The organism is Pseudomonas sp. Y5-11 (assembly GCF_022368695.1).
In the GTDB taxonomy this organism is placed as follows: Bacteria; Pseudomonadota; Gammaproteobacteria; order Pseudomonadales; family Pseudomonadaceae; genus Aquipseudomonas; species Aquipseudomonas parakoreensis.
In genome coordinates, this window is record NZ_CP058974.1 from 6475977 (window position 1) to 6502443 (window position 26467).

Annotated in this window: 21 protein-coding genes; 14 read left to right on the forward strand and 7 right to left on the reverse strand. The window is 61.5% G+C overall.

All coding sequences use genetic code 11. The features are described from left to right. The first annotated feature begins 62 nt into the window (after positions 1-62). Positions 63-4496, forward strand: a complete 4434-nt coding sequence (locus tag HXW87_RS29195) for a DEAD/DEAH box helicase (RefSeq protein ID WP_239778262.1) — start codon at positions 63-65, stop codon at positions 4494-4496. A 142-nt stretch (positions 4497-4638) separates the two neighbouring features. On the opposite strand, the gene HXW87_RS29200 is transcribed toward HXW87_RS29195, so the two are convergent. Continuing rightward, positions 4639-6732, reverse strand: coding sequence for a mechanosensitive ion channel family protein (locus tag HXW87_RS29200; protein WP_239778263.1), 2094 nt, complete (start codon positions 6730-6732; stop codon positions 4639-4641). 232 nt (positions 6733-6964) lie between these two features. Here HXW87_RS29200 and HXW87_RS29205 point away from each other — a divergent pair, with 232 nt between their 5' ends. From HXW87_RS29205 to HXW87_RS29225, 5 genes are all read left to right on the forward strand, one after another. Then, positions 6965-8167: an MFS transporter gene (locus tag HXW87_RS29205; protein ID WP_182402650.1), complete on the forward strand. Its 1203-nt coding sequence runs from the start codon at positions 6965-6967 to the stop codon at positions 8165-8167. A 200-nt stretch (positions 8168-8367) separates the two neighbouring features. After that, positions 8368-9294 carry a DUF72 domain-containing protein gene (locus HXW87_RS29210; RefSeq protein ID WP_239778264.1) on the forward strand — a complete coding sequence of 309 codons (927 nt, stop codon included), beginning with the start codon at positions 8368-8370 and terminating at the stop codon, positions 9292-9294. Continuing rightward, entirely contained in the window at positions 9291-10088 is a 798-nt protein-coding gene (locus tag HXW87_RS29215) for an endonuclease/exonuclease/phosphatase family protein (RefSeq protein ID WP_041074473.1), read from the forward strand. Before HXW87_RS29210 ends, HXW87_RS29215 begins: the two co-directional genes overlap by 4 nt. Beyond that, positions 10085-11359 carry a cardiolipin synthase ClsB gene (gene clsB, locus HXW87_RS29220; RefSeq protein ID WP_239778265.1) on the forward strand — a complete coding sequence of 425 codons (1275 nt, stop codon included), beginning with the start codon at positions 10085-10087 and terminating at the stop codon, positions 11357-11359. The genes HXW87_RS29215 and clsB overlap by 4 nt, the downstream gene beginning before the upstream one ends. Then, positions 11356-12330 (forward strand): lysylphosphatidylglycerol synthase domain-containing protein, encoded by a 975-nt coding sequence (locus tag HXW87_RS29225; protein ID WP_239778266.1) that lies wholly within the window; start codon positions 11356-11358, stop codon positions 12328-12330. Before clsB ends, HXW87_RS29225 begins: the two co-directional genes overlap by 4 nt. A gap of 49 nt (positions 12331-12379) precedes the next feature. On the opposite strand, the gene HXW87_RS29230 is transcribed toward HXW87_RS29225, so the two are convergent. From HXW87_RS29230 to HXW87_RS29240, 3 genes are all read right to left on the reverse strand, one after another. Continuing rightward, positions 12380-13138 carry an alpha/beta fold hydrolase gene (locus HXW87_RS29230; RefSeq protein ID WP_047296890.1) on the reverse strand — a complete coding sequence of 253 codons (759 nt, stop codon included), beginning with the start codon at positions 13136-13138 and terminating at the stop codon, positions 12380-12382. Further along, a complete protein-coding gene (locus HXW87_RS29235) occupies positions 13128-14237 on the reverse strand; it encodes a DUF3182 family protein (RefSeq protein ID WP_239778267.1) in 1110 nt (369 codons plus the stop codon). The genes HXW87_RS29230 and HXW87_RS29235 overlap by 11 nt, the downstream gene beginning before the upstream one ends. A gap of 233 nt (positions 14238-14470) precedes the next feature. Next, positions 14471-15451 (reverse strand): GlxA family transcriptional regulator, encoded by a 981-nt coding sequence (locus HXW87_RS29240; protein ID WP_239778268.1) that lies wholly within the window; start codon positions 15449-15451, stop codon positions 14471-14473. Between the two features lie 99 nt (positions 15452-15550). Here HXW87_RS29240 and HXW87_RS29245 point away from each other — a divergent pair, with 99 nt between their 5' ends. The 7 genes from HXW87_RS29245 (at position 15551) to HXW87_RS29275 (ending at position 20790) form a co-directional block, all read left to right on the forward strand. Next, a complete protein-coding gene (locus HXW87_RS29245; RefSeq protein WP_047296893.1) occupies positions 15551-16099 on the forward strand; it encodes a cysteine hydrolase family protein in 549 nt (182 codons plus the stop codon). 238 nt (positions 16100-16337) lie between these two features. Next, on the forward strand, positions 16338-16919 hold the full coding sequence (locus tag HXW87_RS29250) for a YjfI family protein (RefSeq protein ID WP_230679397.1): 582 nt from the start codon (positions 16338-16340) through the stop codon (positions 16917-16919). Positions 16920-16936: 17 nt separating this feature from the next. Beyond that, the gene (locus HXW87_RS29255) at positions 16937-17635 is read left to right on the forward strand and encodes a PspA/IM30 family protein (protein WP_041074459.1); all 699 of its coding nucleotides are present in this window, start codon (positions 16937-16939) and stop codon (positions 17633-17635) included. A gap of 203 nt (positions 17636-17838) precedes the next feature. Beyond that, entirely contained in the window at positions 17839-18486 is a 648-nt protein-coding gene (locus HXW87_RS29260) for a DUF2491 family protein (protein WP_041074457.1), read from the forward strand. A 14-nt stretch (positions 18487-18500) separates the two neighbouring features. Then, positions 18501-18926, forward strand: coding sequence for a DUF350 domain-containing protein (locus HXW87_RS29265; protein WP_239778269.1), 426 nt, complete (start codon positions 18501-18503; stop codon positions 18924-18926). 17 nt (positions 18927-18943) lie between these two features. Next, positions 18944-19630 (forward strand): DUF1190 domain-containing protein, encoded by a 687-nt coding sequence (locus HXW87_RS29270; RefSeq protein WP_041074453.1) that lies wholly within the window; start codon positions 18944-18946, stop codon positions 19628-19630. 2 nt (positions 19631-19632) lie between these two features. Next, positions 19633-20790 carry a glutathionylspermidine synthase family protein gene (locus HXW87_RS29275; protein ID WP_239778270.1) on the forward strand — a complete coding sequence of 386 codons (1158 nt, stop codon included), beginning with the start codon at positions 19633-19635 and terminating at the stop codon, positions 20788-20790. A gap of 82 nt (positions 20791-20872) precedes the next feature. Here the strand turns inward: HXW87_RS29275 and HXW87_RS29280 are convergent, their stop codons facing one another. Both HXW87_RS29280 and HXW87_RS29285 read right to left on the reverse strand, forming a co-directional pair. Further along, positions 20873-21391, reverse strand: a complete 519-nt coding sequence (locus tag HXW87_RS29280; protein ID WP_007966163.1) for a single-stranded DNA-binding protein — start codon at positions 21389-21391, stop codon at positions 20873-20875. 9 nt (positions 21392-21400) lie between these two features. Then, positions 21401-22873, reverse strand: coding sequence for an MFS transporter (locus HXW87_RS29285; RefSeq protein WP_239778271.1), 1473 nt, complete (start codon positions 22871-22873; stop codon positions 21401-21403). 191 nt (positions 22874-23064) lie between these two features. Between HXW87_RS29285 and uvrA the strand changes: the two genes are divergently transcribed. After that, on the forward strand, positions 23065-25899 hold the full coding sequence (uvrA, locus tag HXW87_RS29290) for an excinuclease ABC subunit UvrA (protein ID WP_003228713.1): 2835 nt from the start codon (positions 23065-23067) through the stop codon (positions 25897-25899). A gap of 64 nt (positions 25900-25963) precedes the next feature. Here the strand turns inward: uvrA and bfr are convergent, their stop codons facing one another. Continuing rightward, complete coding sequence (bfr, locus tag HXW87_RS29295; protein WP_003228714.1) at positions 25964-26428, reverse strand: bacterioferritin; 465 nt, start codon at positions 26426-26428, stop codon at positions 25964-25966. Between the last annotated feature and the right edge of the window lie 39 nt (positions 26429-26467).

A 26467-nucleotide genomic window follows, 5' to 3' on the forward strand; every position in this document is an offset into this window, starting at 1 on the left:
ATGAACAGCGCAGCTCCCCAGCGGTACTTGCATCTTGTCGCGCCCACCCGCATAACTTGAGCATGAATCTGCCCATCCCCAAGGACGCCGCCCTGGCAGGCTTTCACCCCGCCGTCAGCGCCTGGTTCAGCAGCACCTTCCCGTCGGTCACCGCCGCCCAGGCCCGTGCATGGCCATTGATCCGCCAGCGCCGCTCGACGCTGATCGCCGCGCCCACCGGCTCCGGTAAAACCCTCACCGCGTTTCTCGCGGTGCTCGACGACCTCGTCCACCGTGGCCTGGAAAACCCCGAGGGCCTGCCCGACGAAACCCTGGTGGTCTACGTTTCACCGCTCAAGGCGCTGTCCAACGACATCCGCATCAACCTGCAAAATCCGCTGGCCGGAATCAGCGAGCAGTTGCGCCAGATGGGCCTGGCCGAATTGCAGATCACCACGGCAGTGCGCACCGGCGACACGCCACAGAAAGACCGCGCCGCCATGCGCAAAAGTGCGCCGCACATTCTGGTAACCACGCCGGAATCGCTGTACGTGCTGCTCGGCTCCGAATCCGGACGCAAAATGCTCGGCAACACACGCACGGTGATCATCGACGAGATCCACGCCATCGCGGCCGGCAAACGCGGCAGTCATCTGGCGCTAAGCCTCGAGCGCCTGCAGGCGCTGTGCGCCGAACCCTTGACCCGCATCGGCTTGTCCGCCACACAAAAGCCGATCGAGGCCGTGGCGCGGTTTCTGGTCGGGACTGATCGCCCCTGCGAGATCATCGACATCGGCCACGCTCGCCCCCGAGACCTCGGCATCGAAGTGCCGCCGGTGCCGTTGTCGGCAGTGATGGCCAACGATGTTTGGGAACTGGTTTATGACCGGCTCGCCGAACTGGCCCGCGAACATCGCACCACGCTGATTTTCGTCAATACCCGGCGCCTGGCCGAACGCCTGAGCCGACACCTCAGCGAACGCCTTGGCAAACACGCCGTCGCCGCGCACCACGGCAGCCTGGCCAAGGAATCCCGTCTCGACGCCGAACAGCGGCTCAAGCGCGGCGAGCTGCAAGTGCTGATCGCCACCGCTTCGCTGGAATTGGGCATCGATATCGGTGAAGTCGACCTGGTCTGCCAAATATCCTCGCCACGTTCGATTGCCGGGTTTCTGCAAAGAGTCGGTCGCTCGGGGCACCAGGTCGGCGGCACGCCCAAGGGCCGCTTGTTCGCCACCACCCGCGACGACCTGATCGAGTGCGCCGCGCTGCTCGACTGCGTGCGCCGTGGCGAACTCGACACCCTGCACATACCCGAAGCGCCGCTGGATGTACTGGCGCAGCAGATCATCGCCGAAGTCAGTTGCCGGGAATGGGCGGAAGATGCGCTGCTGGCGCTGTTTCGCCAAGCCTCGCCGTACCGCGATCTCGACGAAAAACACTATCAGGCGCTGCTGACGATGCTCGCCGAAGGCTACAACGGTCGTCAGGGCATCCGCAGCGCCTACCTGCACCGCGACGCCGTCAGCCGCACGCTGCGCGGCCGCCGTGGCGCGCAACTGACCGCCGTGACCAGTGGCGGCACCATTCCCGACAATGCCGACTACAGCGTGTTGCTCGAACCGCAGGGTCTGAACATCGGCAGCGTCAATGAAGACTTCGCCGTGGAAAGCATCGCCGGTGATGTGTTCCAGCTCGGCAACACCTCCTACCGCATCCTGCGGGTGGAAACCGGCAAGGTGCGGGTCGAGGATGCCCAGGGCCAGCCGCCGACCATTCCGTTCTGGCTCGGCGAAGCCCCGGGGCGCAGCGATGAATTGTCGGCGGCGGTGGCGCGCCTGCAAGCGACCCTCGACGAGCTGCTTGGCGTCCGCCCCGGCGATCTGCAACCGGCGCTCGACTGGCTGACCGCAACCCTCGGCCTGAACCGTGCCAGCGCCGAACAACTGGTGGAGTATCTCGCCCGCGCTCGCCTGACCCTCGGCGCCCTGCCCTCGCAGGACACGCTGCTGATGGAGCGGTTTTTCGATGAGTCCGGCGGTACTCAGTTGATCATCCATTCACCGTTCGGCAGCCGCATCAACCGCGCCTGGGGCCTGGCCTTGCGCAAGCGTTTCTGCCGCACGTTCAACTTCGAGTTGCAGGCAGCCGCCAGCGAAGACGCGATTGTCCTGTCGCTGTCCACCAGCCACAGTTTCGAACTGGATGATGTCTGGCGGTACCTGCACAGCAACAGCGCCGAGCACATCCTGATTCAGGCAATTCTCGACGCGCCGTTGTTCGGCGTGCGCTGGCGCTGGAATGCCGGGGTCGCGCTGGCGTTGCCGCGTTTTACCGGCGGGCGCAAAGTTGCGCCGCAATTGCAGCGGATGAAAAGCGAAGACCTGATCGCCAGCGTGTTCCCCGATCAGATCGCCTGCCTGGAAAACCTAGCCGGCGAGCGGGAGGTTCCCGAGCATCCGCTGGTGGAACAGACCCTCGACGATTGCCTGCACGAGGCCATGGACAGCGACGGCTGGCTCACGCTGCTGCGGCGCATGGAGCGTGGCGAGGTGCGGTTGATCAGCCGCGATCTGCCGGCACCATCGCCGCTGGCGGCGGAAATTCTCAGCGCGCGGCCGTACAGTTTTCTCGACGATGCGCCGCTGGAAGAACGCCGCACCCAAGCGGTGATCAACCGACGCTGGAGCGATCCGCAATCCACCGATGATCTCGGGGCACTGGACGCCGACGCCATCAACGCGGTGCGCGAGGAAGCGTGGCCGACGCCGGCCAACGTCGATGAAATGCACGAGGCGCTGATGAGCCTGGCGTGCGTCAGCGACCTTGAAGTTCAGGCTGGCGAACACTGGCGCGAATGGCTTGACGCGCTGACTGCGAGCGGTCGCGCCTGCCGCTTGGCCGTTCCGCCAGTAACGGCAAAAGAAACGCTTCGCGAGCAGGCTCGCTCCCACATTCAACCGCGTTCCGCCCGTTGGAACACCGTCAACTGTGGGAGCGAGCCTGCTCGCGAAGACGGCCTCACAGTCACTACACATCCACAGCCTGGCTCGTTGTGGCTGGCACGCGAACGCCTGACCTGCCTGCAGGCGCTTTATCCACACGCCACGCTACACCCGCCGCAGGAGGCTCTGCCCGGCTTCAACGAGCCGTGGACCTTCGAGGACGCGCTGGTCGAAGTGGTCCGCGCACGGCTCGGTGCGTTCGGCCCGCTGCCGCTCCCGGCAATTGCCGAGCCGCTGGCGCTGCCCACTGCACAAGTCGCACAAGCGCTCGCCCGGCTGGAGCGCGAAGGCTATGTGCTGCGTGGTCATTTCACTCCGGGCGAAGCAGTTGAAGAATGGTGCGAACGGCATCTGCTGGCGCGCATTCATCGCTACACGGTCAAGCGTCTGCGCCGGGAAATCGAGCCGGTGGCGTTGCAGGATTTCATGCGCTTTCTGTTCGACTGGCAGCACCTGTCCGCTGCTACGCGCGGTCAGGGGCACGCGGTGCTGCCGGCGATTGTCGGCCAGTTCGAAGGTTACCCGGCAGCGGCTTCGGCGTGGGACAGCGACCTTCTCCCGGCGCGTCTGAAAGATTATTCGCCGAGCTGGCTTGATGAGCTGTGTCGCAACGGCAAACTGGTGTGGACGCGCCTCAGCGCCCGACAGAAAGTCAGCGGCACGGCGTTGCGCAGTACGCCGATTGTGCTGCTGCCGCGCAGTCAGGTCGGCTTGTGGGGTGCGCTGGCCGAGCAGACGCCGGTCAGTGAACTGTCGCCCAAAACGCAAAAGGTTTATGAGGCGCTGAGTCAGCACGGCGCGCTGTTTTTCGATGAGCTGATTCACGAGGCGCATCTGCTGCGCACCGAGCTGGAAATCGCCTTGCAGGAACTGGTCGGCGCCGGCCTGGTAAACGCCGACAGCTTCGCCGGCTTGCGCGCCTTGATCACCCCGGCGAGCAAGCGCCAGCAACGCAGCAGTCGTCGTGGGCGCGGTGCGTTTGTCGGTGGCATGGACGATGCCGGGCGCTGGGCATTGTTGCGCCGCGGGCCACGGCAGGAAAGCGCTGAGATAGCGTCACCGGAAACCCTCGAACATGTCGCCATGACGTTGCTGCGCCGCTATGGCGTGGTGTTCTGGCGCCTGCTGGAGCGCGAAGCGGATTGGCTGCCGAGCTGGCGCGAATTGCTGCGCACGTTTCATCGGCTGGAGGCCCGTGGCGAGATACGCGGCGGGCGCTTTGTCAGTGGTCTGGCGGGGGAGCAGTTTGCCTTGACCGAGGCGATTCCGTTGCTGCGCGAGGTACGGCGGCGGGCGCATGACGGCAGTCTGGTTGCGGTGTGCGGGGTTGATCCGCTGAACCTGGCAGGGACGTTGTTGCCAGGGGCGAAAGTGCCGGCGTTGGTGAGTAATCGGCTGGTGTATCAAGATGGTTTGCCGGTTGCTGCCGAGATTGCCGGCAAGCAGGTGTTCTGGACTGAGCTGGATCAGGTAATCATGGAGCAGGTGCGTAGCAAGCTGATCCGGCATTGATGTCGACAGTTCCGGCCCTTTCGCGAGCAAGCTCGCTCCCACAATGATTTTTGGTGTGCCTACTATTTCAACATCACCCAGAACCCTGTGGGAGCGGGCTTGCCCGCGAAGAGGCCGGAAACCCCACTACACAATCCGCCCATCAAGTACTCGACTTTTGTGGCACCTCGCTCGCTACCCATTCCCCCTCACCCTGCCGCCTGGGCAACAAAACCTGCTGTGGATAAGTCTGCGCGAAATGCACCTCGGCGCTGTTATCCACAAGCTTTTTCAAACGCTGATTGAACGCCCGGCTCACCGCATACTGCCCGCCCGACACGGTACGGAATTGCGCGGTCAGCACTACGCCGTTCAAGTCCATCCTGTCCACGCCAAATACATCCAGCGGCCCCTGCAGGTTGTACTTGAGGAACGGGTCTTCACGGATCGAATCGCCGGTCTGGCGGATCAGTTCGATGGCCTTGTCGACATCGGTGTCGTAGGTGAACTGCACCGAGAAAAACGCGAAGGCAAACTGGCGTGACTGGTTGGTGACTGCCTTGATCTGACCGAACGGCACCGAGTGCACAAACCCCTTGCCGTCACGCAGGCGCAAGGTGCGAATGGTCAGGCCTTCGACGGTGCCGGCATGCCCGGAATCGAGCACCACCCAGTCGCCGATCGACAGCGTGTCTTCAATGATAATGAACAGCCCGGTGATCACATCCTGCACCAGTTGTTGCGAGCCAAAACCGATGGCCAGACCGACCACCCCGGCACCGGCCAGCAGTGGCGCGACGTTGATCCCCAGGTTAGCCATGGTGGTGATCGCGCAGATCACCACCAGGATGATTTTGATTGCGTTGCGCAGCAGCGGCAGGATGGTTTTCACCCGGGTGCTGGGCTGGCGCGACGAGCGTTTGCTGACCGGTGGTTTCAGCGCTTCCTGAATCGCCGTGTCGAGCACCACCCACAACAGCCAGGTGACGAGGAAGATCAGGCCGATGCTGCTCAACGCGTTGCTGATCGCCCGGCCGATCGTACTGCTCTGAGCGAACTCGAGCAGTGAAACGCCCCAGATCCGCCCGAGAATATCGATGAAAGCAACCGCAATGACGATCCGCAGCAAGGCGTGCAACAGGCTGAGAAAGCGTTCCTTGTAAGCGCTGCTGCGCTGGATCGCTTCGGCTTTGCGCGACTTGAACAGGTGCTGGAGGATGGTGCTGAGGAACACCGTGCCGATCAGCAACACCGTGGTGAACAACGCGCAGCGCAGAGCCTTTTGATTGTCCTCGCCGATGCCGATCAGATTCACTGCCGAGACCAGCACCATCAACACAATCGGCCAGTACCAGAGCCCGGAAAAAATCCGCAGTGACTCCTGCAACGACGGCTGCTTCAGGCGCTGGGCCAGCGGCCGGTTGCGAATCAGATGTGCCACCGGCCGGCGCAGGCGAATCACCAGCAGACCGAAGATGATCGAGGCGATCAGCCCGGTGAACACCGCGACGTTGCTGGTGATGTTGCCGCCCAGCTGACGGGCGATCTGCGGGCTGGTCAACGCGTCACTGAGGGCCGCGAGGAAACCGATCAGGAACAGCGGTTTCGGGCAGTAGTTGCGGATAATCCGCGCGGCAGGCCGTTTGTGCCCGACGTTGAACATCACCACCACGCACAACAACATTGAAGTGGAGAAAATACCGCTGCTGGTGGCGTACGCCAGACACAGCGCCAGCGCCCGTCCCACCGAGGCTTGCAGAAAGTGGCTGACGTACAGCGTCAGCGGCAGACAGATCAGCGCCGGCAGCGTGTACGGCAGCAGGTAGCCGACCAGGTCCTGACTGCGCTGCCGGGTCCGCAGCCAACGGCCCTGACTCAGCCGCTTGGCCAGCAGGCTGCCGAGCACGGTCAGCAGCGCAAACGCGCCGAGCCAGACGCCGGACAACATCAGGAAATCCCCGGCGACGCTCCAGCCGGACCGGTTCGACGGCTGGTTGACCAGTTTGTCGACTTCGTCCGCCGCGCGGTCGGCACGCAGGCGCCAGGCATCGACCAGATGTTCATTGAGGTCGAGTTTGTCCTGCACGTCGTCGATGCTCGAACTGATCGCGCCGAGCAGACCGCCCTGCACAATCGGCTCGGGTTTGGCCGGCTCTTCAGCGGCAGCCGGAACCCCCGGCAGCGCAGCGGCTTCGAGTTCGCTGGCGCCGAGAAACAGTAGCGCTCCCAGCAGAATGGCGATCCTGAACTTGATCAAAACTGCGATCCCTCTTGGCTGAACCTAGTAAGGAACTGATCGGTGAATGGCGGACAAGTTCGGTTTTTGCCTGAATAACCCCAGTGCCCACTGCATTCCCCTCACCACAGGGATCACAGCAGACTGTGGATATTTGCGTCAGCGGCAAATATCAAATACCTGGCCCCGTATTTTTCCGCAGGAGCCAAACCCCGACACTGCGCTCCATTCAAACCTCTACCGGAGTGCTGTCATGCCCATTGCCTTGCTCGCGCTGACCCTCAGCGCCTTCGCCATCGGGACGACCGAGTTCGTCATCGTTGGCCTGCTACCCACCATCGGCGCCGACCTCGGCGTCAGTCTGCCGTCCGCCGGGCTGCTGGTCAGCCTGTATGCGCTGGGCGTTGCCATTGGCGCGCCGGTGCTGACCGCCCTGACCGGCAAAGTCCCGCGCAAACTGTTGCTGTTGTCGCTGATGGTGCTGTTCACCCTCGGCAACCTGCTGGCCTGGCTGGCGCCCAGTTATGAATCACTGGTGCTGGCGCGGATCGTCACGGGCCTGGCGCACGGGGTATTCTTTTCCATCGGCTCGACCATCGCCACCAGCCTGGTGCCCAAGGAAAAAGCCGCCAGCGCGATTGCGATCATGTTCACCGGCCTCACCGTGGCGCTGGTCACCGGCGTACCGCTGGGCACGTTCATCGGTCAGCATTTCGGCTGGCGTGAAACCTTCCTCGCGGTCTCGGCGCTGGGTGTGATCGCCTTCATCGGCAGCCTGCTGTATGTGCCGAACAACATCGCCCACAGCAAACCGGCGTCGCTGTTGCAACAACTGCAAGTGCTGAAACAACCGCGCCTGTTGCTGGTGTACGCCATGACCGCGATCGGTTACGGCGGCTCGTTCATCGCCTTCACCTTCCTGGCGCCGATCCTGCAGGACATCTCCGGTTTCAGCGCCAGTACCGTCAGCCTGGTGCTGCTGGTGTACGGCGTCTCGGTGGCGGCCGGCAATATCTGGGGCGGCAAAATGGCGGACAAGCGTGGGCCGATCAGCGCCCTGAAAATCATCTTCGCCCTGCTCGCCGCCGTGCTGTTCGTACTGACCGTCACCGCCGGCAGCCCATGGCTGGCGCTGGCCACGGTGCTGGTGTGGGGCGCGGTGGCGTTCGGCAATGTGCCGGGGCTGCAAGTGTACGTGGTGCGTCAGGCTGAACATCACACGCCGCAGGCGGTGGACGTGGCGTCGGGGCTGAACATCGCGGCGTTCAACCTGGGGATTGCCGGTGGCGCATGGGGCGGCGGGCTGATCGTCGAACACCTTGGCCTGATTCACACAGCATGGATCGGCGGGCTGGTGGTGTTGGTGGCGCTCGCGCTGACGGCGTGGAGCGGGCGACTGGATCGGCTCGGCCCGACCTATGCCGAAAGCACCACACGAGTCGTCACCGGTCACTGATCAAATAGCTGTCTCAATGATATCCCGCTGTAGGAGCTGCCGAAGGCTGCGATTTTTTGATCTTGAAAAACAACATTAAAAGATCGCAGCCTCCGGCAGCTCCTACAGACTACCGTCCGTAACGCCGTCGAAACTTTCCCGAACCGCCCACAGTCATCAACAGACACAGGCTGTATGAGGACTGACGACGGGAGGGCGGCATGGCAACGATTCACATCGGTATTTCCGGCTGGCGCTACGCTCCGTGGCGCGGGGATTTCTACCCGAAGGGACTGACCCAGAAGCGCGAACTGCAATTCGCATCACGGGCGGTCAACAGCATCGAAATCAATGGATCGTTCTACGCCCTGCAACGGCCCGAACGTTATGCGCAGTGGTACAGCGAAACGCCGGACGACTTCGTCTTCAGCGTCAAGGCGCCGCGCTTCATCACTCACGTGCGCCGCTTGCGCGAGATCGAGAAACCACTGGCGAATTTCTTCGCCTCCGGGGTGCTGGAGCTCAAGGAAAAGCTCGGGCCGATCCTCTGGCAGTTTCCGCCGAACTTCAAATTCGACCCCGAGCGCTTCGAACACTTCCTCTCATTGTTGCCCCACGATACCGAGGCTGCCGCCGCCCTCGCCCGCCAGCACGACGCGCACCTGCACGGCCACGCCAGCCTGAAAGCCTGGCGCAAAAAACCGCTGCGCCATGCCGTCGAAATTCGCAACGACAGCTTCATCGATCCCGACTTCGTGCGCTTGTTGAAACGCTACAACACCGCCCTGGTGATCGCCGACACCGCCGGCAAATGGCCGTATCGCGAAGACCTTACCAGCGACTTCGTCTACCTGCGCCTGCATGGCGCCGAAGAGCTGTACGCCAGCGGCTACAGCGAATCGGCGCTGCAGAACTGGGCCAAACGCATCGACGCCTGGCACCACGGTCAGCAGCCTGACGATGCGCATCTGATCGCGCCGCGCCTCAAGCCTCGGGCGCGCAAGTCCCGCGAAGTATTCTGCTATTTCGACAACGACATCAAAGTCCGCGCGCCCTACGACGCGCGCCGGTTGCTTCACTGTTTTGAGCTGGATAAAACACTCGCCACCGCCCCCGGCGAACCCGCTGCCGAAGGGGTGCTGACATGAGTATTCCAGAGCCGGTCGGGTTCACCGACGAGCAGACGCGTGTCGAAGCCTCGGTGCGCCGTTTCACCGTGCTGACGGTCAACACCCACAAGGGTTTCACCGCACTCAATCGACGTTTCATCCTCCCGGAGTTGCGCGAAGCCGTACGCAGCGTGGCCGCCGACGTGGTGTTTCTGCAAGAAGTCCACGGCACCCATGAACATCATCCCAAGCGCTACAGCAACTGGCCGACGATGCCGCAGTACGAGTTCCTCGCCGACAGCCTGTGGCCGCAATTCGCCTATGGACGCAACGCGGTGTACCCGGAGGGCGATCACGGCAATGCGCTGCTGTCGAAATTCCAGATCATCCGCCACGACAACCTCGACGTTTCGATCAGCGGCCATGAGAACCGTGGCGTGTTGCATTGCGTGCTGCGCCTGCCGGGCGATGGCGTCGAGGTGCATGCGATCTGCGTGCATCTGGGCCTGCGCGAAAGCCATCGCAATGCGCAACTGAAGCTGCTGGGCGAGCGCATCGCGCAACTGCCGGCTGATGCCCCCGTGATCGTCGCCGGTGACTTCAATGACTGGCGCCAACGCGCCGATGCGCTGCTCGAGCCCTGCGGCCTGCGCGAAGTGTTCGCCGAACATCACGGCAAACCGGCGCGCAGTTTTCCGGCACGTCTGCCGATCCTGCGCCTGGACCGCATCTACGTACGTAACCTCAAGGCCAGCCAGCCAAACGTGTTGACAACACGGCCCTGGTCACACCTTTCCGACCACGCCCCGTTATCGGTGGAGATCGAACTATGAGCAGCGCACCGCTGGAGAAATCCGCCGTGGAACCGATCAGCATCAACCCGCCGGTACGCGAGCCCGGGCCTGTCGATGTCGAGTACAACTGGCAGGGGAACAACCGTGTCGAGTTGCTGGAAAACGGCGAGGAATATTTCCCTCGGGTGTTCGACGCCATGCGTGCGGCGAAGAGTGAAATCCTGCTGGAGACCTTCATCGTTTTCGAAGACAAGGTCGGCGCAGAGTTACAGCAGATCCTGATCGACGCCGCCCGGCGCGGCGTGCGCACCACCGTCAGCCTCGACGGTTTCGGCTGTGGTGAGTTGACCACCGGTTATCTCGCGGCATTGAGCGACGCCGGCGTGCACCTGCAGATGTTTGATCCGGCGCCCAAGCACCTGGGCTTTCGCACCAACTGGTTCCGCCGTCTGCACCGCAAAATTGTAGTAGTCGACGGACTGATCGCGTTCATTGGCGGGATCAACTTTTCTGGTGATCACCTGGCCGACTTCGGCCCCGAAGCGAAACAGGATTACGCGGTGCAGGTTCAAGGGCCGGCGGTCGCTGACATCCATCATTTCGCCCTGCTGCAAAGTGGTCGGCCGGGCCGCGCACGCTTCTGGTGGCAACGTCGGCGCCAGCGCCGGGCAGACATGGCTTTCAACGATCACGACGGTCAGGTGCGCCTGGTGTTTCGCGACAACGATCAGCACCAAACCGATATCGAAGACGTGTATTTGCACGCATTGCGCCGGGCCAAACGCCGGGTGGTGATCGCCAACGCCTACTTCTTCCCCGGCTACCGCCTGCTGCGCGAGATCCGCAACGCGGCGCGCCGTGGCGTCGAGGTGCGGCTGATCCTGCAAGGTCAACCGGACATGCTGGTGGCGAAACTGGCGGCGCGCATGACCTACGACTACCTGCTCAAGGCCGGGGTGCAGATCCACGAATATTGCCAGCGCCCGCTGCACGGCAAAGTCGCCTTGGTGGATGAGGAATGGAGCACGGTCGGTTCGAGCAATCTCGACCCGCTGAGCCTGTCGCTGAACCTGGAAGCCAACGTGCTGATCCGCGATCGCACATTCAATCAGCACTTGTTCCAGCGTCTCGAAGACCTGAGCCATAACCACTGCAAGGCGATGGACCCGAGCAAGGTGCCACGCGGACGGATCTGGCACATGACCGTGGGGTTTCTGGTGTTCCACTTCCTGCGGCATTTCCCGGCGATGGCCGGTTGGCTGCCGGCGCACAAACCACGGCTCAAGCCGTTTCGGGGGCACATGTCATGAGCCAATCCCCAGCGCAAGCAGCGCCCGCCGTGCATTCTCGATGGAGTCGCTGGAAACGCCCACTGACGCTGCTGTTCTTCCTCGCGTTGATCGTGTTGCTGACGATGTTTGCCACCCGCATCGAATGGGCGGAAGTGCTGCAGACCCTGGCCGACTTCAAGGTGCGCACACTGCTCATTGCCGCCGGCGTGACCCTGTTGAGTTTTCTCACCTACGCCAGCTTCGACCTGATCGGGCGCACCTACATCCGCCAGGACCTGACCTGGAAACAGATCCTCCCGGTGGGGATCATCAGCTATGCGTTCAACCTCAACCTCAGCGCCTGGGTCGGCGGGATCGCCATGCGCTATCGGCTGTATTCGCGCCTGGGGGTGAGCAAAAGCAACATCGCCAAGATTCTCGGTTTGAGCCTGGCCACCAACTGGTTCGGCTACATGACGATTGCCGGCGTGGTGTTCAGCAGTGGCCTGGTGAGCATGCCGCCGGGCTGGAAAATCAGCAGCGATACGTTACAGGGCATTGGTGTGCTGTTGTTGCTGCTGAGCGCCGGTTACCTCGCCGCGTGCCAGTTCTCCAAGCGCCGCGAATGGTCGATTCGCGGGGTGGAAATCAACCTGCCGTCCCTGCGCATGGCCGTTCTGCAACTGCTGCTGGGGGCGCTGAACTGGTCGCTGATGGCGGCGGTGATTTTCACCTTGCTGCCGGGCAAGCTGGATTATCCATTGGTGCTTGGCGTGCTGTTGATCAGTGCGATTGCCGGGGTCATCACCCACATTCCGGCGGGGCTTGGAGTGTTGGAAGCGGTGTTCGTCGCGCTGCTGCAACACGAAGTTTCGCGGGGCAGTCTGGTGGCGGGATTGCTGGCGTATCGGGCGATTTATTTTCTTTTGCCGTTGTTGATCACCGTGGTGATGTACCTGCTGGTCGAGGCCAAGGCGAAGGCGTTGCGGATCGAGAAGACGCCCTCCTGAGTTTTTGGTAATGGCTTGCTCGCGAAGGTATCCGAAAAGACAAAACACACTATGTGGACTGAATAATGCTCAACCGCTCACCCACCACCATCTCGGTAATCCAGTCCACCAGAATCGAGGTGTAGGCCTGCTGCGAAACCGGGTCGCTCAGCGCATGGTCAGCACCGTCGATGATCCGGTGCGTCAGCGAATGCGTCTGCTGACACGCGGCGCGGTAACTCATGATCGTGGCGTGGGGCACGTAGTCGTCGGTTTCCGATTCCACCAACAACACATCCCCGGTGAACTGCGAACAGGCGTGCAAGGCGCGGTTACTGTCGGCACGCACCAGCGTCGCCCGATAGTCACGCAGATCAGCCTTGTCCAGATCCCGCTTGGGTGTATGCCATTGCTCGTCGCGATACAGCGCCGGCACTCGCAGCGCCAGCCAGCGCACCGGGCGCAGCGAGGTGAGAATCGACGCGAGATAGCCGCCATAACTGGTGCCGACTACCGCAATCGCCGAAGTGTCGAGCGCCGGATGCGCCAACAGGCGATCGTAGGCCGCGAGCAAGTCACGCAGGTTGTCTTCGCGCGTCACCCGGGTCAGCGGAATGCCGGTGCCACCAGTGTGTCCGCGCAGGTCGAAGGTCAGGCACACACAACCCAGCCCGGCGATGCCCTTGGCGCGCTCCAGATCACGCTCCTGGCTGCCACCCCAGCCGTGCACAAACAACACGCCGGGGACTTTCGATTTGGGACTGAGAAACGTCCCGCTCATCTGTTCGTCATCAATGTCGATCTGAATGCTTTCGCTTCTAGCCGTCATAGGATTTGACCGTTACGTATTTGAGGAGAAAGTCGCTGTTCTCGGCCGGGCCGCGATAGATTTCGATGGCGTCCGCCGGCAGGCTTTGATCACCGTAGGTTTCTACGGTTGACACACGGATCGCCCGCATCTGCGGAGCGTTGACAAAGCTCTGCAGCGCGGCCAGTTCAGCGCTGCTGGCACCGCCCATGCGCCAGGATTGTTCGAGCACACCGCTGCGCGATTTGCCATTGCTGTCCAGGCCTTGAGCGATGTCGTAGTTGCGCCGCGAGGCGTAGAAATCTGGATAAGCCTCATCCGCCGCCCGGTCGAAAATCTGGGCCTGCTTGATGGCCAGTCGCACGTCATCCGGCAAGTCCAACGCCAGCAGATCTTCGTAGCCGCCCTGCACTACCAACAGATTCGAACCACCATATACGTCTTCGCCATGGGCATCCTTGGTCAAGTATTGATCACCGCAGTAGCTCAGCACCTTGCCGCCGATGAATGACTGACCGACGCTGTGGGTGACGACCTTGCTCAAGTCCTGCTCCAGCACCACGCCATCGCGGAACAACGCTGCTGCATCCGCTCGTGCGAGGACTTCGTCGAACGCGTCGAGGCTGTTGATAACTTCCTGACCGCGACCGGCACAGGCGTGAATCGGTTTGAGGCGAATGGGACCGCTGTACAGCAAGTGCTCGGCGGCGGGCCGCGCGTCTTCCAGGGCAAACACAGTCAAGCCATCGAGCACCACGTCGCGCACGCGCTCGGAGAATAGCGGCGCCCAGCCTCGCGGCGCCTGGGCCAGATGGCTGCGCAGGCCGTGACTGATTGCTTTGGTGCAGATGAAATCGTGTTCGACGAATCCGCCCCATAAATCATCCGCGCTTTTGATGCCCAAGGCCTGTGCCTGACTGGCGCCGACAATGGTTTGCGTCGGCAGCCAGTACAGACCCCGACCACGGTGCTTTTCCGGGTCGTAGCTGCCAGCGAATTTGAGCCCGAGAATTTGCGCCAGCCAACGAGCCAGCGCCTTGTTGGTCTGCACTTCATGGTGTGGCGCGCCAGCACGCACCGAGTGCGCGACGACGATTTTTCTGCCTGGCGTCGGGGTCATGCGTCCCCCTTGCAGCGGATGGGTGAATGGAGTGATGAACGGTGCAGAGATCAGGCCAATCGGGGGGCTGTGGAAAACTTCGGTGAATCAAATGCTTGCCGAAAACGTGATGGCATCAGGCCCGTTTCAATCTGCACGACCGGGCGTCAGGATCCGGTAATTTGCACGATTTCAGCAGCCCCAGAGTTCAATGCGGGTGGGGGCTTGCTTCCACAGGTCATGGCGTGTCTGGACTATCCCGAGACACCAAACCGCGCCCGATAATCACTTGGCGTCAGCCCGGTGATTTTCTTGAAGATCACGCGAAACGCGCCGGGGTCCTGATAGCCCACAGTCCATGCAATGTGATCGATAGTGCCGTTGCTGTATTCCAGCAACTCTCGTGCCTTGCCGACCCGCAGATGCTGGCAATACTCGGTCGGTTTCAACCCGGTCGCCGCACGGAAACGACGCAGAAACGTGCGCTCCTCCAGCCCCGCCCGCTCTGCCATCGAGGTCAGCGAAACATCAGTGGCGCCGGTGCTTTGCAGCCAATGCTGAACCTTGAGAATCGCCGCGTCGCCATGACTGAGGATCGGTGCAAAATTGCTCCCGCAGGCACTGGCGCTGTCGCTGTGCTCCATCACCAGAAAGCGCGCGGTGCCGCTGGCGATGCTCGGCCCGAGCAGCCGGTCGACCAGGCGCAAGCCCAGTTCCGACCAGGCCATCAGCCCGGCGGTGGTGATCAAGTCGCCGTCATCGACAATCGGCGTATCCGCCTTGAGCCGGATGTTCGGATAACGCTCGGCAAACGCCTTGGCCGAGGTCCAGTGCGTGGTGGCGCTGCGCCCGTCGAGCAGGCCGCTTTCGGCCAGCAGCATCGACCCCACACAGACACCGCCGAGGGTTGCACCACCGGCATGCTGATCACGTAGCCATTGCAACCATTGCGCTGAAACGCTGGCCGCAGAAAAGCTGCCGAGGGACGGTGGAATCAGCACTGCCAGCAAATGACTGTCAGCGCCGGGATGACTGTCGTACACCCGCTGCGGCGTCTGCCCGGCGTCGGCTTTCCAGTGACTGACGCGCAGCACCGGTAACTGCGCCGCCTGACGCTCGGCAGCTATCCGGTTGGCGACCGCAAACAGATCGTTCAGCCCATGCACCGCCGCCAGTTGTACGCCGGGGTACATCAGTACGCCCAGTTCCACCGTGGCGGCCCTTTCTGCGCCCATGTCAGTTTTCCCCTGCTTATTGTCGGTCCGGCCAATCCTCGAAACGTCGGCCAGCGCCAATACTGAATCCACTTCCAGCCCATGCATCGAGGACACACCATGACCAGACAAGCGCTCATCGTAGTCGATATCCAGAACGACTACTTCCCCCAAGGCAAGTGGCCGCTGGTGGGGGCTGAAGCCGCCGCCGACAACGCCGCACGGCTGCTCGCCGCGTTCCGCGAAGCGGGCGATCCGGTGGTGCACATTCGCCACGAATTCACTTCGGCCGACGCACCGTTTTTCACCCCGGGCTCGGACGGCGCAAAACTGCATCCCAAAGTACTCAATCGTCCGGACGAACCGGTGGTGCTCAAGCACTTCGTCAATTCGTTCCGGGAGACCGAGCTGCAATCGATTCTCGATGAACAAGGCATCAGGGATCTGGTGATTGTCGGCAGCATGAGCCACATGTGCATCGACGGCATCGCCCGTGCGGCAGCGGACCTGGGCTACGGCGTCACGGTAATCCACGACGCCTGCGCCTGCCGTGACCTGGAATTCAACGGCGTCACGGTGCCTGCCGCTCAGGTCCACGCGGCATTCATGTCGGCACTGGGTTTCGCTTACGCCAGCGTGGTCTCGGCCGAGGAGTTTCTGGGGCGCTGATCCATCACGACACACCCGGTAAAAACTTGCGCCCGCCACGTTGCGGGCGTTTTTCGTCTGTCATGAAAATCTCACGCGTGAGCCATTGATGGCACTTTGAATTGGTTGTAGTGTGGCTCACGCGTGAGATGTTCATAACGGAGTCATTGCCATGAAAAGCCGCTCCCCCGCTGTTGCGTCAGAGAGCCCAAAGGGAGAGCGCTCGAAACCGTCCGCGAAAAAACCGTCGAGCTTCTACATGAAGCAGATGCGCGCGGGCCTGGCTGCCGCCGGTTATGTGAAACACGAAACTTGGGTACTTCCGGAAAACCGAAGCTTGCTCAAGCAGATGGAGCAACAGCTACGCCAACCGATTCTGGCTGGCTCATTCATGTCGGAGAATTACATGAGCGCAGGCAACAACTGGAACATCGATAGCCTCTTCAACGCCCTCAAGGCACTGGACGAGGTGGCTTCGCACGAGATCACGCTGTCTCTGATCCAGAGCTCCGAACCCAGCATCAAGCTGGAAATGAACGAATTCGGCGGTCTGCCGATTCACATCGCCGTGGCCGGTCAGCAAATCATCGTCGACACCGTGCTGGTGGACATCGATTCGATCACTGACGTGCGCGCCTTCAACGACGCCGTGCTGCGCAGCCGGGAAATGTTCCCGCTGTCATCGATCGGCATCGAGTCGATGCCTAATGGCCAGACCGTTTACAACATGTTTGGCGCCCTCAGCGCCGACTCAAGCCTGACCAACGTCGTCACCGAGGTGAAAACCCTGGTCGACAACGTGCAGCGCGCGAGCGAAGCCTTCGAACACTTCTTCAAGTAATCAACAGGGAATATCCAATGACTCAGTCCATCTGGAGCAAGTTGTTCACCGCTCTGCGCGGCGGCGCCAATGAAGTCGGCGAAGCGATCGTCGACCAGCAGGCCCTGCGCATCCTCGATCAGGAGATCCGCGACGCTGACACCGCGTTGTCGAACGCCCGCCGCGAGCTGGTCACCATCATGGCCAAGCACAAGCTGGCCGCCGACCGCGTGAGCGAGTACGACGCCAAGATCAAGGACCTGGAAGCCAAGGCGGTTGCCGCGCTGAACGCCGGCCGCGAAGACCTGGCCATGGAAGTGGCCGAAGCGATTTCGACCCTGACCAACGACCTGACCGCCGAGAAAGCCCAGAGCGACGAGTTCGGCACCTACGCCGAAAACATGCGCAAGGACATCACCAAGGCCGAGTCGCGGATCAAGAGCCTGCGCCAGCAAGTGGACATGGCCAAGGCCCGTGAAAGCGTGCAGAAGGCGCAGGTCAGCGCGTCCATCGCCAGCGGCGGCGCCAACGGCAAACTGGAAACCGCCGTCGGCACGCTGAACCGTCTGCAGGCCAAGCAGCAGCAACGCGCTGCCGAGCTGAGCGCCGCCGACGAACTGGCCGACGCTTCGACCGGCAACGACCTGGAGCGCAAACTGCGCGACGCCGGCATCACGCCGAACGAAGGCAGCGCCAATGCGATTCTTGAGCGGCTGAAACAGAAGTCCGCGCAGTAAAATCGCTCTCCTGTAGGAGCTGCCGCAGGCTGCGATCGTTTGATCTTCACTCCAGATCAAAAGATCGCAGCCTGCGGCAGCTCCTACAGGTTTTTTGCACCCGGAATATTTGCATTGTGCCTGCTCGTTCGTCGCCCGGCCCGGTACACTAGCGACGTTTTTTTTACCGACGAACACCTCCACCCGCCTCAAGGAATGTACCCATGGGATGGTTAAAAGATTTGCTGGGCACCAGCAACTGGCAGCCGGCTGCGCCCGCTCCGGTAGCCGGCGGCCCACTCGGAATGGCACAGGGCAAAGGCGTGCGATTCGATTCGACCCTGGCCTTGCTGCTTGATGGCAGCACCTCAGTGCAGGTTCCGGCGGCAGAGGCAATCTGGAGCGCTGGCTGGATCGACCTTGGCCAATCCAACAAACTGCATCGCTACTACCTCAACAACGAGGATTTCTGGCTGCAGATCCACGTCACCGGTGACGACCAGATCGAGTCGGTCACCCTGTTCAACTACCTCAACTACGTGACCGTCAACAGTGACGCCGAGCTCCAGCGCCTGGCCGGTCCTGCAAGCCCGATCGGCTTGCCGACCTACACCCACGACGGCGTCCAGTACAGCCGCGAATGGGGCACCGAGCTGGGCCAGACCGAACTGGTCCCGCTGACCGAACACGTGGTCAATCCGGACGAGAGTTACACCATCGAACACCACTCCATGCTTTATGCGCGCGAGACCGGTTTGACCGATCGCCGCGAATTGCTGCTGTTCTCCGTCGAACAGGACGAAGAAGGCACCGTCAGCCTGAGCACCTCGCTGGGCATTTCGCTGTACACGACTGATCTGAGCACCATTTAAAAAGGAAGTTTTCCATGCTGGAAGTGCTGGCCGTTTCCCTGAACAAGACCGCGCTGGTCGGTTTCGTCGTCTACCTGATCGGCGCTGTGCTGCTGTTCATGCTGTTTCAGTTCGTCTACACGCGCATCACGCCCCACAAAGAATTCGAGCTGATCCGCTCCGGCAACATCGCTGCCGCGATCGCGTTGTCCGGCGCGATCATCGGTTTTGCGATTCCGGCCAGCAATGTCATCGCGTTTTCGGTCAACGTCCTCGATTTCGTGCTGTGGGCAGTGATTGCTGCGGGGGTGCAATTGCTCGCGTTCCTCGCCACCGGCCTGGTTCTCAAAGGCACCTCCAAGCGGATCGCCAACGGTGAAATCGCTTCGGGTATCTACGTGGCCGCAGTGGCCATCAGTGTCGGCATGCTCAATGCCGCGTGCATGACCCCGTCCAACTGATCGGCAGGAAGCCTTCGATGAAACGCAGCAAGTACGTTCAACTGTCCCTCGCCGCTTCGGTGGCGCTGGCGATTTCCGGCGAGGTTGCCGCGCAGGATCAGCAACGCTTCCAATCGGTCGAGGAGTGCGTCGGCGCCGAAGTGGCCGCCGATGTCTGCTCCAACGCCTACGTCGCAGCATTGACCGAGCACCGACGCATTGCCCCGGCCTACGCCGACAAGGCCACGTGCGACGCTGACTTCGCTGCCGACTGGTGCCAGAAAAACTCTGACGGCCGCTTCGTGCCCAAACTCGGCGGTTTCAAGGTACCGCAGAACGGCGAGACCCCGCAGGACCTGAATGCGCTTGCCAACGCGCAGATGCCTGCCGGTGAAGCAGCGGCTGCGCAGAACGCGCAAAGCACTTCCCACGCCTCTGGTGGCGGCGGCAACGGTTGGCTCACGGGCTGGCTGATCGGCAATGCGATGAGCAACAACGCCAACCGCACCGTTTACCGCGATCGCGACACGCGTCAGCCCTACAACACCTCGACGCAGTACCGCAAAATCGAATCGGCGCCGCGCAGTCAACCGGACTACGAGAGCAGTAAAAGCAAACCGGTGAACGTCGCCTCGTCGACCTCCCGTGGCGGCTTCGGCAGCCAGTCTTCCGCTCGCAGCGGTTGGGGTGGCTGGGGTAGCAGTTCCGGACGCTCGAGCAGCTGACCATGAAGAAGATCCACTGCGCCGAGCGCCCCGACTGGAAACAGACAGCCGAGAGCCTCGGCTTTCTGTTCCACACCATCGACGACGAGCCGTACTGGGACGAAAGCGCCTACTACCAGTTCACGCTCGCGCAGATCGAAAACGATCTGGAGGACCCGACCACCGAACTGCACGAGATGTGCATGGATCTGGTCGACCGCGTGGTGCACAGCGAAGAGTTGCTGGATCGCCTGAGCATCCCGGCGTCGTACTACGACATGATTCGTACTTCCTGGCTGGAAGGTCATCCGCATCTGTATGGGCGCATGGACTTTTCCTACAGCGGCAATGGCCCTGCCAAACTGCTGGAGCTCAACTACGACACGCCGACCAGCCTCTATGAGGCGGCGGCGTTTCAGTGGGGTTGGCTGGAGCAATGCATCGAGCGCGGAATGTTGCCGCGCCACGCCGACCAGTTCAACAGCATCGACACCCGGCTGCATCAGGCGTTTGCCGAATTGCAGCTCAAGCGTCCGTTCTACTTCGCCTCGATGAAAGACTCGGTCGAAGACAAGGGCACAACGGATTACCTGCGGCTGATCGCAGAGAAGGTCGGCATCGAATCGCGGCACATCGATATCGAAGACATCGGTCTAAGCGCTGATGGCCGCTTCGTGGATCTGGAAGATCGCTGGATCCCGCACCTGTTCAAACTGCACGCTTGGGAGTTCATCTTCCACGAGCCGTTCGGTGCGGCGATCGCCGAGTGCGATACACAGTTTTTCGAACCGGCATGGAAAGCGATCCTGTCGAACAAAGGTGCACTCCCACTGCTATGGGAACTGCACAAGGGCCATCCGAACCTGCTGGCGGCGCATCTTGATCCGAACCCGGCCAGTGCGGTGCCCAAGGGTTGGGTGCGCAAACCGTACTTCTCCCGCGAAGGCGCCAATATCGAACTGCACACGGCAGAAGGTTTGATCGTCAAAGAAGACGGGCCCTACACCGATGCGCCATTCATCCTGCAGGAATTTGCGCCATTGCCGAAGTTCGACGACAGCTACACGCTGATCGGCTCTTGGGTGATTGGTGATCAGGCGGCGGGGATCGGCGTGCGGGAGGACAATAGTCTGATTACCAAGGATTCGAGCCGGTTTCTGCCGCACCTGATCCTCGACTGAGGCACACGCATCCGCTCCCACAAAAAAGGCCCGTCGTTTTGAACGACGGGCCTTTTTTATTCAGCGTGGATGCAGCATCCAATCAGAACGGAATATCGTCATCGAAGCTGTCGAAATCCGGAGCCGGTTGCGGTGCAGCCTGCTGTGGAGCCGGGGCCGGACGCTGTTGCGGAGCCGATTGCTGCGGACGCGGAGCCTGTTGACGTGGCGCCTGCTGCTGATAGTTGTTGCCACCGCCTTGCTGGTCGCCCTGTTGTGGACGGCCACCGAGCAGTTGCATGGTGCCTTGCATGTCGACCACGATTTCAGTGGTGTAACGCTTGATACCGTCTTTTTCCCACTCGCGGGTCTGCAGTTTGCCTTCGATGTACACCTGCGAACCTTTACGCAGGTATTCGCCGGCGATTTCCGCAACCTTGCCGAACATCGAAACACGGTGCCACTCGGTCTTCTCGACCTTCTGACCGGTTTGCTTGTCGGTCCACTGTTCGCTGGTTGCCAGACTCAGGTTGGTCACGGCGTTACCGTTAGGCAGGTAGCGAACTTCGGGATCCTGGCCGCAAGTGCCGACCAATATGACTTTGTTAACCCCACGGGCCATAACGTTCTCCTAGGCTTCGCAAGCAGCCCCGGCCGGGTTGTTCACCAGGCGTTCGAGGGTGTCGCGATCCACTAATTCTTTGTCCAGTTTGATGTAAACAGCTGCTTCATCAGCAACTATCACTGCATCTGTTACCCCTACGAGGGCCTTGAGGCGCTCGACCAGACCCGCTTCGCGGATCGCCTCGGGCGACAACGGCAAGCGCAGGCTCGTCACATAGGGTGGTTCGCGCATGGTAACAGCAAAGGCCAGCCAGATGGCAGCCAGACCGGCACATCCAAGGAACACAACCGACAGACCGCCATGCTGAAACAGCCAGCCGCCGAGTATCCCGCCGAGTGCCGAACCGAGGAATTGGCTGGTGGAATACACGCCCATCGCNTGAAACAGCCAGCCGCCGAGTATCCCGCCGAGTGCCGAACCGAGGAATTGGCTGGTGGAATACACGCCCATCGCCGTGCCCTTCCCGCCTGCCGGTGAAACCTTGCTGATCAGCGACGGCAGCGAAGCCTCCAGCAGATTGAACGCGGTGAAGAATACCACCGTGCCGATCACCAGCGCCCGCAAGCTGTCACCGAACTGCCAGAAGAATAGCTCAGTGAGCATCAGCGTCAGGACGGCGCCGAGCAAAATTCGTTTCATTTTGCGTTTCTTCTCGCCGTAGATGATGAACGGAATCATGGCGAAGAAAGAGATCAGCAGCGCGGTCAGATAGACCCACCAGTGCTGCTCCTTGGGCAACCCGGCTTTTTCCACCAGTGCCAGCGGCAAGGCAACGAAGCTCGACATCAACATGGCATGTAACACAAAGATGCCGAGGTCCAGGCGCAACAGATCCGGATGCTTGAGTGTCGGCATCAAGGCCTGACGCGCCACGCCGGATTCACGATGGCTCAGCGGCCCGGTGGATTTCGGCACCATGAACATAATGATCAGGATGCCAACCAGCGCCATGCCGCCAGTGGCGAGAAACAGTCCGGACAGGCCGAAGGCCCGGGTCAACAACGGCCCGACCACCATCGCCACGGCGAACGACAGACCGATGGTCATGCCAATCATGGCCATGGCTTTGGTGCGGTGTTGTTCACGGGTCAGGTCGGAAAGCAACGCCATCACCGCCGCAGAAATCGCCCCGGCCCCCTGCAGGATACGTCCGGCGATCACGCCCCAGATCGAATCGGCCTGAGCCGCCAGCACACTGCCGAGGGCGAAAACGATCAGCCCGAGGAAAATCACCGGACGCCGGCCGATGCGGTCGGAAATGATCCCGAACGGAATCTGGAAAATCGCCTGGGTCAGGCCGTAAGCGCCAATCGCCAGCCCGATCAGGGCCGGGGTCGCTCCCGCCAGGTCCATGCCGTAGGTCGCCAGGACCGGCAACACCATGAACATGCCAAGCATACGGAAGGCGAACACCAGGGCCAGACCGCTCGCTGCGCGGGTCTCGCTGCCACTCATGCGTTCGCTGTGGGGATCGTGCATGGAAAAACCTCGTGTGAACCGGCGGCGATTCTACCAGTCCCATCGAAAGACGGGGTATATCGCGACGCTATGACGCGTATAGATGAAACTCTCTTCATGCAAGGCAAAAAACCCTTCGTTTGATAGTGTGCATCCATCCAGTATTTGCCCGTATACTCCTACGTTTTCGACGCCCGCCGAGCGAGGCCACTTTGGACAAGATCCTGATACGTGGGGCCCGTACCCACAACCTGAAGAACATCGACCTGACCCTGCCACGGGACAAACTGATCGTCATCACCGGCCTGTCCGGATCCGGCAAGTCGTCCCTGGCCTTCGACACGCTGTACGCCGAAGGTCAGCGCCGCTATGTCGAATCCCTGTCGGCCTACGCCCGACAGTTCCTGTCGATGATGGAAAAACCCGACGTCGACACCATTGAAGGTTTGTCGCCAGCCATCTCAATCGAGCAGAAGTCGACCTCGCACAACCCGCGCTCCACGGTCGGCACCATCACCGAAATCTACGATTACCTGCGTTTGCTGTATGCACGCGTCGGTACGCCACGCTGCCCGGATCATGACATTCCGCTGGAAGCGCAGACCGTCAGCCAGATGGTTGACCTGGTGCTGGCGCAGCCGGAAGGCAGCAAGCTGATGTTGCTGGCGCCGGTTATTCGCGAACGCAAAGGTGAACACCTGTCGGTTTTCGAAGAGCTGCGCGCCCAAGGCTTCGTTCGGGCGCGGGTCAATGGCCGCATCTGCGAGCTCGACGAGCTGCCGAAACTGGACAAACAGAAGAAGCACTCGATCGATGTCATCGTCGACCGTTTCAAGGTCCGTGCCGACCTGCAGCAGCGTCTGGCCGAATCGTTCGAAACCGCTCTCAAGCTGGCGGACGGCATTGCCCTGGTGGCGCCGATGGACGATGAGCCGGGCGAAGAGATGATCTTCTCTGCGCGTTTTGCCTGCCCGATCTGCGGCCACGCGATCAGCGAGCTCGAGCCGAAGCTGTTCTCTTTCAACAACCCGGCTGGCGCCTGCCCGACCTGTGATGGTCTGGGTGTGAAACAGTTCTTCGACATCAAGCGCCTGGTCAACGGTGAACTGACCCTGGCCGAGGGCGCGATTCGCGGCTGGGACCGGCGCAACGTCTATTACTTCCAGATGCTCGGCTCACTGGCCTCGCACTACAAGTTCAGTCTTGAGAAGCCATTCAACGAGCTGACCGCCGAACAGCAGAAGCACATCCTGCACGGCAGCGGCTCACAGAATGTCGACTTCAAGTACCTCAACGACCGCGGCGACATCGTCAAACGTTCGCATCCGTTCGAAGGCATCGTGCCGAACCTTGAGCGCCGCTACCGCGAAACCGAATCGGCCAGCGTCCGCGAAGAGTTGGCCAAGTTCCTCAGCACCCAGGCCTGCCCGGATTGCCGTGGCACCCGTCTGCGTCGTGAAGCGCGGCACGTTTGGGTCGGCGAGAAAACCTTGCCGGCGGTGACCAACCTGCCGATCGGCGATGCCTGCGAGTACTTCGGCGAGCTGAAGATGACCGGCCGGCGTGGCGAGATCGCCGACAAGATCCTCAAGGAAATCCGCGAGCGCCTGCAGTTTCTGGTCAACGTCGGCCTCGACTATCTGTCCCTCGACCGCAGCGCTGACACATTGTCCGGCGGCGAGGCACAGCGGATTCGTCTGGCCAGCCAGATCGGCGCCGGTCTGGTCGGAGTGCTGTACATCCTCGACGAACCCTCCATTGGCTTGCACCAGCGCGATAACGACCGCTTGCTCGGCACCCTCAAGCACCTGCGCGATATCGGCAACACGGTGATTGTGGTCGAACACGATGAAGACGCGATTCGCCTGGCCGACTATGTAGTGGATATCGGCCCGGGTGCCGGCGTGCATGGCGGGCAGATCGTGGCGGAAGGAACGCCCGCCGAAGTCATGGCGCACCCGGACTCGCTGACCGGTAAATACCTGTCGGGCCGGGTGAAGATCGAGGTACCGGCCAAACGCACGCCGCGCAACAAGAAGCTGACGCTGTCGCTCAAAGGTGCGCGCGGCAACAATCTGCGCAATGTCGATCTGGAAATTCCGATCGGCCTGCTGACCTGCGTGACCGGCGTTTCCGGCTCCGGCAAATCCACGCTGATCAACAACACGCTGTTCCCGTTGAGCGCTACTGCACTCAACGGTGCCACCACGCTGGAAGCGGCCGCGCACGACAGCATCAAGGGCCTGGAGCATCTCGACAAGGTCGTCGATATCGACCAGAGCCCGATCGGCCGCACGCCGCGCTCCAACCCGGCGACCTACACCGGGCTGTTCACCCCCATCCGCGAACTGTTTGCCGGTGTGCCCGAATCGCGCTCCCGTGGTTACGGCCCTGGGCGTTTCTCGTTCAACGTCAAGGGCGGGCGCTGCGAGGCCTGTCAGGGCGATGGTCTGATCAAGGTCGAAATGCACTTTCTGCCGGATATCTACGTGCCGTGCGATGTGTGCAAGAGCAAGCGCTACAACCGCGAAACCCTTGAGATCAAATACAAGGGCAAGAGCATCCACGAAACCCTCGAGATGACTATCGAGGAGGCACGGGAGTTCTTCGACGCGGTGCCTGCGCTGGCGCGCAAGCTGCAGACGTTGATGGATGTGGGCCTGTCGTACATCAAGCTCGGGCAGTCTGCGACCACGCTGTCCGGTGGTGAAGCACAACGGGTCAAGCTGTCTCGCGAACTGTCCAAGCGTGACACCGGCAAGACCCTGTATATCCTCGACGAGCCGACCACCGGCCTGCATTTCGCGGATATCCAGCAACTGCTCGACGTGTTGCATCGCCTGCGCGACCACGGCAACACAGTGGTGGTGATCGAACACAACCTGGACGTGATCAAGACCGCCGACTGGCTGGTGGACCTGGGGCCGGAAGGCGGCTCCAAGGGTGGGCAGATCATCGCCACCGGCACGCCGGAGGAAGTGGCCGAGATGAAGCAATCTCACACCGGTCACTACCTCAAGCCATTGCTGATTCGCGATCGGGCCTGATCTGAGGGCATGAAAAAGCCCCTGTCACTTGTACAGTGACAGGGGCTTTTTTGTGTCTGCGCAATCAGGTGTGCGATTGCAGGTAATTCTCGAGACCGATGAGCTTGATCAGGCCCAACTGTTTTTCCAGCCAATAGGTGTGATCTTCTTCGGTGTCGTTGAGCTGAACACGCAGGATCTCGCGACTGACGTAATCCTTGTGCTGCTCGCACAACTCAATGCCTTTGCACAGAGCGGCGCGAACTTTGTACTCGAGACGCAGATCGGCTTCGAGCATCTCCGGAACGGTGGTACCGACGTCGAGATCGTCCGGGCGCATGCGCGGCGTGCCTTCGAGCATCAGGATCCGGCGCATCAGTGCGTCGGCGTGACCGGCTTCTTCTTCCATCTCATGGTTGATTCGTTCGTAGAGCTTGGTGAAACCCCAGTCCTCATACATCCGCGAGTGAACAAAATATTGGTCACGCGCGGCCAATTCGCCGGTCAGCAACGTGTTGAGGTAATCGATAACATCTGGGTGGCCTTGCATCGCCCTACATCTCCCTGCTTGAAAGTCGGTAGTTTGAAC